Below are 15698 nucleotides of genomic sequence, written 5' to 3' on the forward strand. Positions count from 1 at the left end.
CATAGTCCGTGTCGTCCCCGCGTACGCGGGGACCCATAACCACAGGGAGAGGTTATGGCGCGAGGTGCCAACTTCGAATTTTCGCCAAACTTCTCCCTGGGGCTATGGGTCCCGGATCTGCGCTTCGCTTGTCCGGGACGACAGCGGACGGGGGAGAGACTTAACTCCCCCACCTTAGCGCCAGCGCATCGCGCTCCCGAGCCAGCTCCAGCAACCCTGCCCGCGTCGCCGGATGCAGCGGCTGGAGCGGATGGCGCACGGTGTCGGACTTGATGACGCCGCCGGCCTGCATCATGACCTTGCAGGCGATCAGGCCGCATTGGCGGTTCTCGTAATTGATCAGCGGCAGCCAGCGCTCGTAGGCGGCTTTCGCCTCCTCGCGCTTGCCGGCAAAATAAGGATCGATGATCTGGCGAATGCCGTCGGGATAACCGCCGCCCGTCATGGCGCCGGTGGCACCGGCATCGAGATCGGCGAGCAGCGTGATCGCCTCCTCGCCGTCCCAGGGGCCTTCGATGTCCTTGCCGCCCGCCTCGATCAGGCTGCGCAGCTTTGATGCAGCACCGGGCACCTCGATCTTGAAGTAACGGATGTTGGCGAAGTCGCGCGACAGCCGCGCCAGCAGGTCCACTGACAGCGGCGTGCCCGCCACCGGCGCGTCCTGGATCATGATGGGAATGGTGATGGCGTCCGAGAGCACCTTGAAGAATTCGACGATGCCTTTTTCGGGCACGCGAAAGGTTGCGCCGTGATAGGGCGGCATCACCATCACCATGGCAGCGCCGGCCGCTTCAGCCTGCCTGCTGCGTGCGGCGCAGACGGCCGAGCTGAAATGGGTGGTGGTGACGATCACAGGCACGCGGCCCGCCACATGCTCCAGCACCGCATGCATCACGGTCTCCCGCTCGGCGTCGGTGAGCACGAACTGCTCGGAGAAATTGGCGAGGATGCAGAGGCCGTGCGAACCGGCATCGATCATGAAGTCGACGCAGCGGCGCTGGCCTTCCAGATCCAGCTCGCCGCGTTCATCGAAGATGGTGGGCACCACCGGGAACACGCCGCGATAGGGGCGCTGGGCCTTGTGTGGGGTGACCGGCATCGAACTCTCCATCCCTGATGTTCCTGTCGTCCGTTGCCGCGCTGGCGCGGCGTCACAGATGTACCTGGCGCAAGCATCGGCGGCAATGCCGGCCCGCGCGCCGTGGGAACAGGGGACAGAGTGTCAGGCCGATTTCACCGCGCCAAGGAAGCCCTCGACCGCTGTGCGGAGACGGTCGGCATCGGCCGACATCTTCTTCACGGAGTCGGTGAGCACCGTGCCGGCGTTGCCGGTCTCCTGGTTGAGCTTGGCGACGCCGCCGATGGTATCGGTGACCTCGCGGGTACCTTGCGCCGCCTGCTGGAAGTTGCGCGAGATCTCGGTGGTCGCGGCGCGCTGCTCCTCCACAGCCGCTGCAATCGCGGTCATCTTCTCGTCGATGCCGCTGATGGCGCCGCCGATGGAGCGGATCGCGGCGACGGCCTGCCCTGTCGCCCCCTGGATCTCCTCGACCTGCCGCGAGATCTCTTCCGTTGCGTTTGCGGTCTGCGCCGCGAGGCTCTTGACCTCGCCCGCGACCACGGCAAAGCCGCGGCCGGCCTCTCCGGCGCGCGCGGCCTCGATAGTCGCGTTCAGCGCCAGCAGATTGGTCTGACCGGCGATGGCGTGGATCATCTTCACGACCTCACCGATCCGGCTCGCGGTCTGATCGAGGACTTCGACGGTCGCGTTGGTCTGCTCGACCTGCGCGACAGCTTCACGAGCCTCGCGCGCGCTGGACTGCACCTGTGCGGAGATCTCGCCGACGGACGCCGAGAGCTCCTCGGTCGCAGCCGCGATGGTTTCGAGATTGTTGGTGGCCTGCTCGGCCGCGGAGGAGACCGCCGCGGTCTGGCTGCTGGATTCGGCAACCAGCGAGCGCACGCCCGTGGCCGTCCCATCGAGCTCCCGTGCCGATGCCGCGACGCTGTGAATGACGGCCTGCACTGTGTCGTCGAAGCTGCGGCACGCGGCATCCACGGTGCCGGAGCGCGCGAGCTGCAGCGCCTGCTGCGATTCGCGTTCCTGGCCCAGGCGCTCCGCGGTCGCAGCGCTCTCACGCAGGCTTTCGAGCGCGGCGGCCATCGTGCCGAATTCGTCGGGATATGCGGATTGCGGAACCGGCGTTGCATAGTCGCGCGCACTGATCCGGGCGATCGCATCGAGGATGGCCCGCACCGGGCGCATCAGGCGGTTGCGGACCACATAGACACCGGCCAGCGTCACGGCGAGAGCGAACAGGAAGGCGAGCGATTGCAGGACGAGATTGGTGAGCGCCTTGGCCTGAACGGCCTCTGCGCGCGCGATGGACTGGTCCAGCGCCTTGGTCGCGACGCCGACGATGAGCGAGAATGGCGACTGGCAGAGCGTATTCCACTCGGAGGCGGGCATCGCGGGCTTGCCGCTACCATCGAAGTTCTTCGTGAGCTCGCCGATCTGCTTCAGCACGCCGTCGGTCTTGGCCTGCGCGTCCTTGGCTGCGGTGACCAGATCAGCGGTCACGTCAGGCGCGGCCAGCAACTCGGCCATGCCGGCCCAGCCCGAGGCGATGGTTCCGTCCCATTGCGCCAGCTGGCGCTTCTGGTTGTCATCCAGTGGCCTGCTGCTGTTGACGTTCGAGCGCAGCATCGAGCAATGGATTCCATAGCGATCCCGCACCTGCCAGGCGAGGCGACGGACCTGAATCATGCGGGCGATGAAGGGATCGTTCATCCACGCGCGGTTCGACACCGCGGTGGAGGCGAGGTTTGCCGTGTCGATCACCTTGGTGACGGAATCGTACCAGGGCATGGTCCGCTCGATCTTGCGCTCGGCGCGCGGGCGCTTGGCCTCGTCGTAGAATAGCTGAAATTGCGGTGCAGCGTCGTTCCAGCGCTGTTTCAACGTCCCGGCGAGCTCGTCACGGCGAGCGAATTCGACGGTTGAGAGCGCGGTGCCAATGGCGTCATAGCCGCCCTGCTCGGCCTTCTCGGCGGCCTCGAGCTTCGCACGCGGCTCGTCTTCGCCGAGGATCGCGCTCTGGGCGTCGCCGCGATTGTTGCGCAAGGACAGCACGCCCTGGAAAATCGCCTTGTCGGCGGCAGCAAGCCGCTCGGTCTCGAGACTCTCGCTGTAGCGACCGAACGCCCCGACCATCTGAATCGCCGTCGCTGCCAGCGCACCGGCCGCCAGCAGAGCCATCAAGGTCAGAAGAAGCGAGCTTACCGATTTCTTAAATATTGCCATGGGGTCAAGGGGCCTACTCTGCAAGAGAGGCCACCTTGCACTGCGACATGCCAATGTTTCGTTAAGGTTTTAGTTGAATTGGAGCGGTCCTGCCTGCACGCTTTCGGACGCCCCGCGGTCCTCTACGCGACCCTGGTGAAATCCGGCGGGCGGCGCTCGGCGAACGCGGTGAATGCCTCGCGCGCCTCGGCCGTGCGCAGCCGCTGTGCGAACTGCTCGCCTTCCGCCTGCATCTGCGCCAGCAACATTTCGCCATTGCGCATCAGCTTCTTGGTCGCCGTGAGCGCGCCGGCCGGCTGGCGGGCAAGCCGCTGGGCGAGCGCAAAGGCCTCGGCATCGAGCTTGTCGAGCGGCACGACGCGGTTGGCGAGGCCCCATTCGAGCGCGGCCTTGGCCGGCACGGTCTCGCCGAGCGCAAACATCTCATAGGCGCGGGCGTAGCCGATGCGCGCCGGCATCAGCAGGCTTGAGGCTGCCTCCGGCACCAGCGCCAGGCTGACAAAGGGCGTCGACAATTGCGCATTGTCGGCGAGCACCACGAGGTCGCAGTGCAGCAGCATCGTGGTGCCGACACCGACGGCGCGGCCCTGCACGGCTGCGACCAGCGGTCGCGTGCAGCGCGCCAGCGACTGGATGAAGCGCACGACGTTGCGGCTGCCCTCCGACTTGCCCGCTGCGACCGCCGCGAATTCGCCGACGTCGTTGCCGGCGGTGAACATGTCGCCCTCGCCGCGGATCAGGATCACGCGGGCGGAGGGATCGAACTCGGCGGATTCGATGGTATCGGCGAGCTTGCCGTACATCGCATCGGTCAGCGCGTTCTTCTTGTCGGGGCGCGCCAGCGTGAGGGTGAGAATTCCGCCGTTGTTCTCGATCCGGACCAGGTCAGTCATTTGTCGGCTCCTTATTCCTCTGAATCTCGCGAAGGGTCTCTTGGAAATTTGTCCTGAATGCTCGTCAGCCAGCGCGCGACGACGTCGATCTCCGCGCTGGAAAATCCTTCCGTCAATGCCGCATTGATCCCGGCCGCATCGGTCTTCGCCTGCGCCAGCACGGTTCGGCCCTTCGGCGTCAGCCACACGCGCCAGGCCCGGCCGTCCTCGCGATCGGCCCGGCGCTCGACCAGCCTTGCCGCCACGCTGCGATCGACGAGCCCGGAAATCCCGGCCGGCCCCATGTCGAGCGCTGCGCCCGCCTCGCCCATCAGCACACCGTCCTGCTTGCCGAGAATGAACAGCAGCCCCGCCTGCGCCGGCGTCACCTCGCTCGAAGGCTGCGCCGCCATCCAGCGCTGCAACCGGCGTTGCGCGACATTCAGCAGATAGATCAGCCGATGATGCCTCGCTGCGGCTTCTTTATTTCGCATGCGAAGTATCTACTCGGGGCGGGCCACGTTGTCAAACGCCGCCTCTAGGGCGATTTGGCGCGGCAGCCGTCGAGGAACAGGGCCGCACAGATCTGCACCCGGCGCTCGATCTGCTTCCTGGACGGCAATGAGATGCCACCGTAGACCGCTGGGAGGTGCACAAGCGATAGCGGCGGAATGAACCACCGCCATCACGATCTCCTTGCACTCACCTCACGGCGCGCAGGCGAAGCTCGAAGCCTCCGTCACCGGTCCCGTCTTGTAGTGGGGCCAGGCCGGCCAGCGGCACAGCGGCAGCGCGCGCGACACCGCGAATGACGGCGCCTCGACCTTCTGCTCGCTGACCTCGAGGTCGCCGGGCGCGTTGCCTTTCTCGACCCAGTCGACCAGCGCGCTCAGCATGTCGACATTGGCCGGCGCGCCGGAGCCGACATGGTCGACGCCGGGCGCTGTGTAGAGCCGCGCGAATTCGGCGGTCTCGGCCTTGCCGAGCTTGCGCTCGACGCTCTGGAAATAGCGGATGCCGGCGTAGGGGCTCTGCGCATAGTCCGCCATGTGCTCGAGCATGATGAGACGGCCGCCGCGGGCGCGGAAGCGGCTGAGATCCGGATCGGTCGAATCCATCAGGCGGGAGACTTCGAGCAAGCGCGCCTTGTGGTCCTCGGGCTTGTAGGTGGTGACGTCGAGCTTGGGATCGCGCGCGAACACATATTGAATGCCGCCGGCGCCATAGATCCAGGCGATGCCGTTATTGGGCGCTGGCGGCTGCGCGGGCGGCGCCGTGCCGAGCCACCACGCGACCCAGCCGCCGGTCGGGCCGACCGACGGCGTATCCTCGCCCGACACGCCCCAACCCGGATAATCGTCGAGACCGTTGGCGAGCGCGAACGGGAATTTGTAGGTCGCATGAAGCGTATTCACGGCCTTGATCTGTGCGTCGGTGAGACACTGATCGCCCGTCTTGCCGGACTCACAGCGTAGCGTCTCGACCTTGAACGCCGCCTTGCAGGCGACGGGATCCTGCACCAGCGCATCGTCCGAACCATCGGCCTTGTCGCAAGCCGCCCGCACGGCGTCGCCGACGAGCTTGACCTGCGCCGGGTTGATCCAGCCCTCGCCCATGGTCGCAAGCCCCGAGCGGGTGCCGGCATGTTGCAGGCCGACCCAGTTGATGACCGGCACACGTGCAAAGATGCCGTCGAAATCATCGGGGTAACGTTGCGCCATGGTGAGGCCTTCGCGGCCGCCTTCGGACGAGCCCATGAAGTACAGCTTCTCCGGCTTCTTGCCGTAGGCGCGTTCCATCAGCGCGACGGCGGCGTCGCGCACCTTCTTGTAGGCGCGATGGGCAAAGTTCTCGAAGGCTTCGTCGTTCAGAGCGAACACCTGAGGCGGCTCGCCCTGTTTGGTCTCATGGCCCGAGTCGGTGCCGTAGGTGACGAAACCGCGCGCCAGCGGCGACGGCTTTTCGAAAGGATAGGCCGGCGGCAGCCCGAGGCCCGTGATCAGCACGCCATTGAAGCCGCCGCCGCCATATTGCACCGAACGCCCATTCCATTCGACCGGCAGGTTGACCTGGAACTTGATCGGCGGCGCCTTTGGATCGGTAGGGTCGATATGGCCGAGCACCTTGCAGAACGCGGGATTGGCGGGCGTGACGCGGCCTGACGGCGTCGGTCCACGCTCCGCAACGGCGATGAGCGACGGTGCCAGCAACGTCGCGGCGTCGATCTTCACGGCATCCGCGCCGCCGACGAGACCCTTGCAGACCGTATCCGCATCCTCTGCCAGCGTCACCGCGAACGCGCCTGTCGCGCCCATCGCGGCCGCCGCGCCCACGAGCCATGCGCATAGCCTCGCTCTTGTCAGCGTCATCGTTTCCACCCGGTTCTTGTGTTTTCGTTCAATCCGTCAGCAGGCCGCATTCAATGCGACCTTCCGCCGGCCGTCAACAAAGCTAGTGCTCGAATACGAGCCGCGCACCGACCGTACCCTCGAGGGCGCGGATCTGCTGGAGCAGCGTCGCCGAATCCTGCCCTGCCAGGTCGGCGTCGAGCACGACGTAGCCGAGGTCGCCGGAGGTCTCCAGATATTGCGCGATGATGTTGATGTCGCGCTGGAGGAAGACCTCGTTCAGCCGCCGAAGCATGCCCGGCACGTTGCGATGGACATGGCTGAAACGCGCGCCCGCGGGACGCAGATGCAGCTGCACCTCCGGGAAATTCACCGCGCCCATGGTCGAGCCGGTGATGAAATGGTCGACCAGCTTGCGCGCCACCTCGCCGCCGATGCGCTCCTGCGCCTCCTCGGTCGAGCCGCCGATATGCGGGGTGAGGATGACGTTGCCGAGGCCCTGCAGCGGACTCTTGAAGCGATCGGAATTTGAGGACGGCTCGACCGGAAACACGTCGACGGCAGCACCTGCGAGATGGCCGTCGCGCAAGGCGCCAGCGAGCGCGTCGAGATCGACCACGGTGCCGCGGCTGTTGTTGATCAGGAACGAGCCCGGCTTCATCGCCCGCAGCTCCTTTTCGCCGATCATGCCTGCTGTCTCCGGCGTCTCCGGCACGTGCAGGCTGACGACGTCGCTCTGCGCCAGCAGTTCCTCCAGCTTTTCGACCGGCTCGGTGTTGCCGTGGCGGAGCTTGTCGGTGCGGTCGAAATAGATCACGCGCATGCCGATGGCTTCGGCGAGCGTCGAGAGCTGCGAGCCGATATTACCGTAGCCGATGATGCCGAGGGTGCGGCCGCGGACCTCGCGGCTGCCGGTCGCCGACTTGTCCCAGCCGCCCTCATGGGCCGATACCGAACGCGGGAAGATGCGCCGCAGCAGCATCACGATCTCGCCGATCACGAGTTCGGCAACGCTGCGCGTATTGGAGAACGGCGCGTTGAACACGGGAATACCGCGCTTGCGCGCCGCCAGGAGATCGACCTGATTGGTGCCGACGCTGAAGCAGCCGACCGCGAGAAGCTGGTCGGCCGCGGCGAGCACGTCATCGGTGATCTGGGTGCGCGAGCGGATGCCGAGCAGCGACACGCCCTTGAGAGCTCGTCGCAAATCCTCGCCATCCAGCGCCTTGGTCAGCCGCTCGACATTGGTGAAACCTGCGCTCCTGAACAGGTCCACGGCGCTGTCGTTGACGCCTTCGAGCAGCAGCGCCTTCGCGCTCCGCTCCGGGTTTTGGCCTGGGGCTGACATGGAATCTCCATAGGTAGCGGCTTTGCCCGCAGCTCATAGACCGCGGACGAGACGCAGCACAATAGGGTTTGGATACGGGGAGAAGATGGCGCGGGGGTAGATGTGTTTGGCATCCCACCAGCCGCGTCATCCTGAGGCGCGAGTGATGGGGCGCGGAGCGCCCCATCGGGAGCCTCGAAGGATGAACGGCCCGGATGCTGCCGGGCCGTCGCTCTTCGAGGCCGCTGAAGAAGCGGCCACCTCAGGGTGAGGTGATGGAGTATTGGCGCGGAGCACGGGGACCGCTCGCGTCAAATCACGTAAAACCCATGCGTGCCGTCAAGACGCAGCTGCTCGACCAATCCGTATTCCCAGTCGAGATAGGCCTGCATCGCACGCTCGGCCACGTCGGTGCCTTCATAGGGCCGGCGATAGCGGTGCGCCGGGTCGGGCTTCGGCAGCACGCGCGGCGGGCCGATTTCGAGCGTGCCGTCGTAGCCGCCTTCGAGCACATAGACCTCCCAGCCCATCTGCGCGAGCCAGGACGCCGTCATGTCGGCGCGCACGCCCTTATCGTCGGTCAGGACGATGCGCGCACCGCGCACCGGAGCGGCCATGTCGGTCTCCTGCACCAGTTGTCCGCCGGGATAATGGCGGAAGCCGGGGAGATGGCCGGCCGCATATTCTTCCGCATCGCGTACGTCGAAGCGATACAGCGTACGATCGGCCCGCCCAGCAAGCGCCGCCATCTCGCCTGCGCCGATGTGGCGGACGCCGGCGCGATAGGCGACGTCGCGGGCATTGGCCGGGCCGCCCTCGAACGCTCCGATCGCGCCGCGCCGGTCAGCACCGTGGTTGAGGCTGTGCCGCGCCAGCGTCCAACCGATGGTGCCGTTGCGCAGCGCCCGCACCTTGTTGGGCACGCCGGCATTGATCAGCGACTGGGTGCCGATGATCGATCGGGTGCGGCCAGCACAATTGACGATGATGGTGGTGTCGGGATCGGGCGCGGCCTGCCCCGCCCGCAGCACCAGCTCCGCACCGGGCACGCTGACGGAGCCTGGAATGTTCATGGTCGCATATTCGTCGAAGCGGCGGACGTCGAGGATGGCGATGTTGGCCTTCTCGGCGATGAGTTTTGCGACCTCGTCGGCGCTGAACGAGGGCGTATGCCTGCGCGACTCGACCAGCTCGCCGAACGCCTTGGAATAGGAATTGACGTCCTCGAAGACCTGATAGCCCGCATCGCGCCAGGCCTTCAGTCCGCCATCGAGCGCACTGATGTTGGTGTAGCCGAGCGTGGCGAGGCGTTCGGCCCCCGTGGCGACGAGGCCCTCGCCGTCATCATAGAGTACGATTCCCACGTCCTTGCGCGGCAGCCGCACCTCGGCTTCGATGGCGATCCGGTCCGCGGCCATATTGGCGGCAAACAACGGATGGCCGGTGGCGAAGCCGGCCTCATGCCTGAGATCGAGCAGCGCGATCTCTTCGCGCAAGAGCAATGCGCGGCGGATGTCGGCGGGTGTGACGGTCGGAAGCTTCATGGCGTGAACCTTGACGAGAGCAGGCCATGGCTTTTGAACGATTGGGCGGGCCTTGGCTAGCCACCCGGGAGACCTGCATGGTGAACGTCACTAGTCACATTCGTATGTTGCGGCGACCTTTGAAAAGTCGAACTGAGCGAGCGCATCGGGATCGATCCAGAAATGAAGCACGCCCCCTGTGTTGGCATGCCAGTTGAAAAATGCCGGATCTCCCTGGATCTGAAGCAGCAGTATGTCCTCCATATGCTCTTCCGTGGCATTTTGCGGCCCGAAGCCATAGCCAAGCATCTGATGAATCGCCGAGCTAAAACGACGATTTTGGCCGTCTTTGACGGTGGGGGCCTTCCAATGATTCTGCCGCACTAGATTGGCGAGGTAGCCGAGAGGAACGTCATCGCAAGCATCCGCACTCTGGGCCGCTAGACAACGGATGGTGTAGTTGATGGCATGACCGAGATCCGCTGCAATCGAGAATGCAGAGGTGAACACCTGTCCGACCATCGTCCCGTATGCCTCGGCGACGCCGACCCACCAAGCGCGGAAGGCCAATTTGGCATCCGCATCAACGTCATCCAGCGGGGTCAATGCCCGGCAGCGCTCGAGCCATCCAATGGCACCGCGGCGAAGGCGCTGCAGCTCTGCCGCCACCTCGTCGGTCAGCGACTTGTCATGGGCCTCACGGGTTAGGTCGAGCCGAACGTGCCACAATACCGACCGGACGACATGCGTGATGAGCAGCCAGTTGAAGGGCCACTCCACGTCTTTCGCATATTCCTCTACCGTTCGGTATTGCAGCAAGTCTCGCGTATCAGGCTCACCCGGGCCCAATGCTCGGGAAAGCGATTCGATCAGCACTTCGCCTCCGACCACATCGTCGTGAAAGTCGAAATCGCGAAACGGCCGAAAGGAGAGCGGGTACTTGAACTCGACCTTGGAGTGAAAATCGAGGACCGGATCAAGCCATTTGACCTGGGCATCGCCGTTGGGGTCGGCGAGCGGCATTAGGTCTGGCGGTGGCGTTCGCTCAGGGTAGGCGTTACCACCCGCGGGGCTATACAGAACGCGGCAGGGAGGATTTCCTTCGTCGACAAATACGGAGCTGCAGAAGAAAAAAAGTGTACCGCGTTTCGGAAGCGGCGACCACTTCGAGCCAGGCACATCTGCAAGGTCGACCTGCGCCACGAAAGTTAGCGCGACCGTCTCCAGCTCGACATTCGCCCTGACGTCGGCCCTCGGCCACTCGAACTGCGGCGGCAGCCTGGGAAGACCGCCGAAGAAACTACTCCCCGGGTGGACGAACGGCACTGGCAAATCGCTGCGCCTGACGAGCACTGCAGGCAGTGCTGTTTCTTCAAGCTCCTCCCGTTCAGACATTTGCCGCGGAAACCCCCAACGACCTTCACGTGTACGAGACGCATCGAACCACTCCAATTTGGCCTAGACAAGCGCTTCTTGGCTGCAACGGGAAGGTTTGTCTTAGGATCTCGACCGGACGGAGTTAGCTGCCTGGAGAGGTCACTCGCCCGGGACCAGCCGAGCAAGCGGCAGTTGCGCCGAGCGCCGCAGCCTGCGGCGCGACAGATAGAGCAGGAGTCCGGTAACCGAAAACAGCGGCATCAAGGCCGCGGCGATCATGAAGGCGAGCTTGCCGGGCCAGCCCAGGATTGCGCCACGATGGATGTCGAGGACGTTGGCGATGATCTTCTCGCCGAAGGTCTTGTCGGCATAACGCTCCGCCGAGACCAGCTGACCGGTGATCGCATCGATGCGGAATTCGTCGCGCGTGGTGTCGAGCGTGGAGTCTTTCCCCCAGGATCGGATCCGGATCACCGTGCCCGGACCCACGGGCAGCGTCAGCAAGGCCTTGGAGAAGCGCCCGCCTTCCTCGTGCAGGAACGTGGTCCATGCGCGATCGAATCCCACTTGCGGGGCCGGCTCGGGACGACTGGATGAGCGCGGCTGTTTCGGCTGCATCTTCGCGGCGGCGACATGCGGGCGCGACAGCAGCCAGACGACGCCGTCCTTGTACCAGTCGAACGAGTACCACAGCCCCGTGAGCGTCATCACCACATAGATCGGGAGGACCCAGGTGCCGATCACGGCGTGCAGCGACCGATGCAGACCGCGGCCCCTGAGCCCGAGATTGGGTTTCAGCCACATCTTCACATTGCTAGCGCGGCGCGGCCAGCGCAGCACGAGGCCGGAGATGAGCATGACGATGAGGCCAAGCGCGGCGATGCCGGTGATCTGGCGCCCCCAGCCCTTCGCATCGCCGGGAATGAGCAGCCAGCGATGCAGCCGGCGGACGGTCGCGAAAAATTCCTCGCCGCGCGGCGAACCCAGCACGCGGGCATCATAGGGATCGACATAGAGCGAGGTTCGCCGCGCGCCCTGCTCGTCGCGACCGAAGCGGACACGCACCGCCGCGGACGGATCGCTCGACAGCGTGACCGCGGCGACCTTGCCGGCGACCTGCGCCGCCTCCAGCCGCGCTACCAGCTCATCCGGCATCAAGGGCGGCGCCTGACGCGGCGCGACCTGTATGATGCCGCCGTTCAGATGCTCGACGATCTCGTCCTCGAAGCTCATGACCGAGCCAGTCAGCGCGATCAGGGCAAGCAGCAGCGCGAGCACGAGGCCCGCGATGGAGTGGACCTGGAGCAGGGCCACCTTGATCTTATGTGCCGCCTTACGCATCAGCGCTCGCCTTCGTCATCGGCTCGAGCTGGAATCGTTGTGCCGCAATACCATTCCTAGAACTTCACCGTTGCCGACAGCGACACGCGGCGCGCATCTCCGATCGCGACGTTCAGATTGTTGACGGCGGAAGGATAATAGACGGTGTCGAACAGATTCTTGACGTTGAACTGGTAGACCACCGGCGTGTTCTGGTATTTCGTCTCATAGGTCGCGAAGATATCGGCGACCACATAGGATGGCAGGAAGAAGGTGTTGGTGGAATCGCCCGGGCGATCGCCGACATAGCGCGCGCCGCCGCCGAGCCGCAGCTGGCCCGGCAAGGCCGTGCCGAAGTCATAGACCAGATAGAGCGAAGCCGTGTTCATCGCGACGTTCTGCAGCTTCCTGCCATAGAGCGTCGGGTCTTCGGACGCCGTCACCCGCGCGTCGGTGTAGCCATAGCTGCCGATCAAGGCCCAGCTATCGGTGAGCCTGCCGGTGACATCCAGCTCGACGCCGCGCGAGTGGGCACGGCCGACGGTGTGGAGCTCCACCACGCCCGCGCTGTTCGTCTTCGTCGTCTGCACGTTCTTCTTGTCGAGATCGTAGACCGCCAGCGTACCGGAGATGCGCTTGTTCAGATCGAATTTTACGCCGGTCTCGTATGATACGCCCTCTTCCGGCGCGACATTGGAATCGATCACGATCCCGATCGGCGCGATGGTCGAATTCGGCTTCAACGATTGGGTATAGCTCGCATAGAGCGAGATCTGGTCGGTGAGCTTGAAAATGGCGCCGCCGAGCGGAAGCACCTTGTCCTGGGAGACATTGGTGTTCGTGATGAAGGGCTTTCCACGTCCGGCGATCTGGTCGTAGTCCATGTAGCGCACGCCGCCCACCAGCGCGAAGCGTTCGGTGAGATGCAGCGTGTCCTGGACGAACAGCGACCATTGGCCGAGCTTGTCGGTCTGAGCGCTGTCGGGGTTTGACACCGTCGTGCCCGGTCCAATCAACCCATAGACCGGATTGTAGACGTTGATGGCAGGCGTTGCCTGCCGGATCAGATTGTCGCGGTAGATGGTGCGATACTGGCCGTCGCCGCCGAACACCACCTCGTTACGCATGTTGCCGAGCCAGATGCCGCCCGAGACATAGGATGTCCCATAGCTGACATTGCTGAGCGAACCCTGCGTGCCGTCATTGCTGCGTGTCTCTGCGCCGGTCGTGAAGTTGATGCCGGTGATGCGGAGCTGATTGGCGCTGAAGGTCTCGGTGTTGTAGCTGTACCCGGCGTAGAGCTTCCAGTCCTGGTTGAAGCGGTGCTCGACCGAGGCCTGGATCAGGTCGGACGTGCCCCATGTGTTGTTGAAGGGCTCGTCGAGCCGGCGCGTCGCGGGAACCGCGAGCGGGGTTTTCGTGACAGGATTGAACGCGGTGCCGCGGTCGAACGGATAGATGAATTCGCGGTGCTCGTAGTTGAGCTGAACCGTGGTGTCCTGGCCATACCAGGCCAGTGACGGCGCAACCAGCATCTCGCGGTGGCGACCGAAATTCCGCCAGTAGTCCTCACTGACGCCGTAGCCGATGAAGCGATAGGCAAGGCCCTGGTCCCCGATCGGACCGGTGACGTCGAGCAGGCCGTCGGCCCCCGTCTTGGAGGCGCTGAACGCCGAGCCAAGCAGCGTGACCGAACCGTGCTGGTAGAGTTCCGGACGCTTGCTGATGGTGTTGACAATGCCGCCGGGGTCCATGATGCCGTAGAGCAGCGAGGCCGGTCCCTTCAGCACCTCGACGCTTTCGACCGCGGGATTGAAGCTGCGCCCCTGCACCAGCGGCATCCCGTTGCGCATAATCGAGCCGTCGCGATTGTCGCCGAAGCCGCGGCGGATCACCGCGTCCTGGCTGCCGGCGAGCGTATTGGTCTGGGTGATGCCGGAGACGTTGATCAGCGCGTCGTCGATGTTGCGCGGCAGCTGGTCCTTGAGAACCTGCTCGGGCACGACGTTGACGGCCTGCGAAGTGTTGAGCGCCGAGGCGCCGCTGCGCAGCGTAGTCGAACTCGGCATCGCGCGATAGCCGAGCTTGGCGGCCTGTTGCGCGGCGGCTTGCGCGGCCGCGCGCTCGGACAATGTCGGCGCTGCGGGAGCGTCGGCATTCCGGTTGCGCTGACGTGCGGTCGTTTGCGTGCGGCGTTGCGACGATTCCGACGCCCGTGCAGGCTTCGGCCGTTGCACCGGAGCATCCACCGTCACCGGTGGCAATGCGGATTGCGCCTGCGCGATCGTCGTATTGGAGGGGAGCTCGGCGAGCAGCACGGCTGCTCCAATGAGAAGACCTACACGGCTCTTGCCGGCATGATGACCCCGGATCGGGTCATCCGCATTGACACGCACTCTCGCCCCACTTCAATTCTGCAACAACTACGAAGCTTGCGCGTCTAGCAATCGTAGCGAATGAAGAGAACCGTAGGCGGCGTTGAATCGCTCTAGTATTGAATCGTTCTAAACAGTGATCGGCGCCAATCGGCAATCACGAATTGCCGTGATGATACGTTGCGCGCGAATTCGCGGCATGGTGTTACGGCGTCGTGCGATCTCACGCGGTAGCCGGCGTGATCAACTCGTCGAGCCTTCGCTTAAGCGCGGCGCCGTCGGACAGGGCACGCAGCGGCGGTCGCACGCGAAGCCAGCTTGCATCGCCGGTCTGCGCGGCGAGAATGGCCTTCAGCGTCGCCAGGAAGGATGGCGACTTCACCACGATGTCAACCGCGGCCTGCATGCGCGCTTCGACGTCCTTACCTTCGATCATCGCCTTGACCAGTTCCGGCGCGATGTTGGCCATGCCGCAGATGGTGCCGGCACCACCGCCGGCAATCGCGCGGGCGATGTCGGTCTCATTGCCGACGGTGATGGCAAGCTCGGGGCTGGCTGCGCGAAACGCCTGGAACTGCTTGAAGTCGCCGCTGGAGTCTTTCAGGCCCGCCACCACCCTGCCGTAACGCTTGCGCAAATTCGCGGCAACGCTGGTCGGGATCGCGACGCCGGAGACCTGGGGGATGTGGTAGAGATAGGCGCGCAGGCGATTGTCGGCGACGCCATCGAAGATCGCGGCGAAGGCATCCTCGATGCCTTCGGGCATCACGCTGCGATCGAAGTAGGGCGGCAGGTACAGCACGTGGCGCAGGCCGAGGCCGAGCACCGCGCGCGTCAGCGCGATGCTATCGCTGATGGCGGGAAAGCCGCCGCCGATGCCAATGCGCTCTGCCGCGACACCGGCCTCGAGCAACGCTTCGATGGTCGCGACGCGTTCACCGACATTGAACGAGGTGCCCTCGCCGGTGGTGCCGAACAGGACGACGCCGTCGACGCCCTTGCTGAAGAGCTGCCGGGCGTGGGCTGCGAGTTTGGCGGAATCCGTGCTGCCGTCCGTTGCCAGCGGTGTCGCCGACGCCACCCAGAACCCGCGAATTGCCTCCGTCATCATAACCGCCCTTTGCTGCGTCCCCGAATCCACCCTCTGATCTGCGACGATCCTGAGTAGCCCGTTGACGCCCTGTTTTTGCTTTACTTTCTGACTTGTACCTTACATACAAGAAGAGCGCAAATCCTTTCCGCTTTCGTGGCG

At 64.8% G+C, this 15698-nt stretch carries 11 protein-coding genes; all 11 read right to left on the bottom strand.

Annotation, left to right across the window (positions count from 1 at the left end):
- Positions 1-160: 160 nt before the first annotated feature.
- Positions 161-1099, bottom strand: a complete 939-nt coding sequence (locus FNV92_RS32755; protein ID WP_143842995.1) for a dihydrodipicolinate synthase family protein — start codon at positions 1097-1099, stop codon at positions 161-163.
- 123 nt (positions 1100-1222) lie between these two features.
- Entirely contained in the window at positions 1223-3304 is a 2082-nt protein-coding gene (locus FNV92_RS32760; RefSeq protein ID WP_143842994.1) for a methyl-accepting chemotaxis protein, read from the bottom strand.
- Between the two features lie 122 nt (positions 3305-3426).
- Positions 3427-4197, bottom strand: a complete 771-nt coding sequence (locus FNV92_RS32765; RefSeq protein WP_143842993.1) for an enoyl-CoA hydratase — start codon at positions 4195-4197, stop codon at positions 3427-3429.
- An 11-nt stretch (positions 4198-4208) separates the two neighbouring features.
- The gene (locus FNV92_RS32770; protein ID WP_143842992.1) at positions 4209-4670 is read right to left on the bottom strand and encodes a MarR family winged helix-turn-helix transcriptional regulator; all 462 of its coding nucleotides are present in this window, start codon (positions 4668-4670) and stop codon (positions 4209-4211) included.
- A 213-nt stretch (positions 4671-4883) separates the two neighbouring features.
- A complete protein-coding gene (locus FNV92_RS32775; protein WP_168213450.1) occupies positions 4884-6545 on the bottom strand; it encodes a tannase/feruloyl esterase family alpha/beta hydrolase in 1662 nt (553 codons plus the stop codon).
- A gap of 82 nt (positions 6546-6627) precedes the next feature.
- The gene (gene serA, locus FNV92_RS32780; RefSeq protein ID WP_143842990.1) at positions 6628-7872 is read right to left on the bottom strand and encodes a phosphoglycerate dehydrogenase; all 1245 of its coding nucleotides are present in this window, start codon (positions 7870-7872) and stop codon (positions 6628-6630) included.
- Positions 7873-8162: 290 nt separating this feature from the next.
- Positions 8163-9395: a rhodanese-like domain-containing protein gene (locus tag FNV92_RS32785; protein WP_143842989.1), complete on the bottom strand. Its 1233-nt coding sequence runs from the start codon at positions 9393-9395 to the stop codon at positions 8163-8165.
- Positions 9396-9485: 90 nt separating this feature from the next.
- Entirely contained in the window at positions 9486-10769 is a 1284-nt protein-coding gene (locus FNV92_RS32790) for a DUF1963 domain-containing protein (protein ID WP_143842988.1), read from the bottom strand.
- A 141-nt stretch (positions 10770-10910) separates the two neighbouring features.
- The gene (locus tag FNV92_RS32795; protein WP_143842987.1) at positions 10911-12092 is read right to left on the bottom strand and encodes a PepSY-associated TM helix domain-containing protein; all 1182 of its coding nucleotides are present in this window, start codon (positions 12090-12092) and stop codon (positions 10911-10913) included.
- 56 nt (positions 12093-12148) lie between these two features.
- On the bottom strand, positions 12149-14389 hold the full coding sequence (locus FNV92_RS32800; RefSeq protein ID WP_244623791.1) for a TonB-dependent siderophore receptor: 2241 nt from the start codon (positions 14387-14389) through the stop codon (positions 12149-12151).
- A 280-nt stretch (positions 14390-14669) separates the two neighbouring features.
- Entirely contained in the window at positions 14670-15554 is an 885-nt protein-coding gene (locus FNV92_RS32805; protein WP_168213781.1) for a dihydrodipicolinate synthase family protein, read from the bottom strand.
- Between the last annotated feature and the right edge of the window lie 144 nt (positions 15555-15698).

The organism is Bradyrhizobium cosmicum (assembly GCF_007290395.2).
Taxonomy (GTDB): Bacteria; Pseudomonadota; Alphaproteobacteria; order Rhizobiales; family Xanthobacteraceae; genus Bradyrhizobium; species Bradyrhizobium cosmicum.

What these genes read in the sequence shown, in the direction of transcription:
- FNV92_RS32765 (WP_143842993.1), bottom strand. Translation starts at nt 4,197, where the DNA reads ATGACTGACCTGGTCCGGATCGAGAACAACGGCGGAATTCTCACCCTC.
- FNV92_RS32805 (WP_168213781.1), bottom strand. Translation starts at nt 15,554, where the DNA reads ATGACGGAGGCAATTCGCGGGTTCTGGGTGGCGTCGGCGACACCGCTG.
- serA (WP_143842990.1), bottom strand. Translation starts at nt 7,872, where the DNA reads ATGTCAGCCCCAGGCCAAAACCCGGAGCGGAGCGCGAAGGCGCTGCTG.
- FNV92_RS32790 (WP_143842988.1), bottom strand. Translation starts at nt 10,769, where the DNA reads ATGTCTGAACGGGAGGAGCTTGAAGAAACAGCACTGCCTGCAGTGCTC.
- FNV92_RS32760 (WP_143842994.1), bottom strand. Translation starts at nt 3,304, where the DNA reads ATGGCAATATTTAAGAAATCGGTAAGCTCGCTTCTTCTGACCTTGATG.
- FNV92_RS32770 (WP_143842992.1), bottom strand. Translation starts at nt 4,670, where the DNA reads ATGCGAAATAAAGAAGCCGCAGCGAGGCATCATCGGCTGATCTATCTG.
- FNV92_RS32795 (WP_143842987.1), bottom strand. Translation starts at nt 12,092, where the DNA reads ATGCGTAAGGCGGCACATAAGATCAAGGTGGCCCTGCTCCAGGTCCAC.
- FNV92_RS32785 (WP_143842989.1), bottom strand. Translation starts at nt 9,395, where the DNA reads ATGAAGCTTCCGACCGTCACACCCGCCGACATCCGCCGCGCATTGCTC.
- FNV92_RS32775 (WP_168213450.1), bottom strand. Translation starts at nt 6,545, where the DNA reads ATGACGCTGACAAGAGCGAGGCTATGCGCATGGCTCGTGGGCGCGGCG.
- FNV92_RS32755 (WP_143842995.1), bottom strand. Translation starts at nt 1,099, where the DNA reads ATGCCGGTCACCCCACACAAGGCCCAGCGCCCCTATCGCGGCGTGTTC.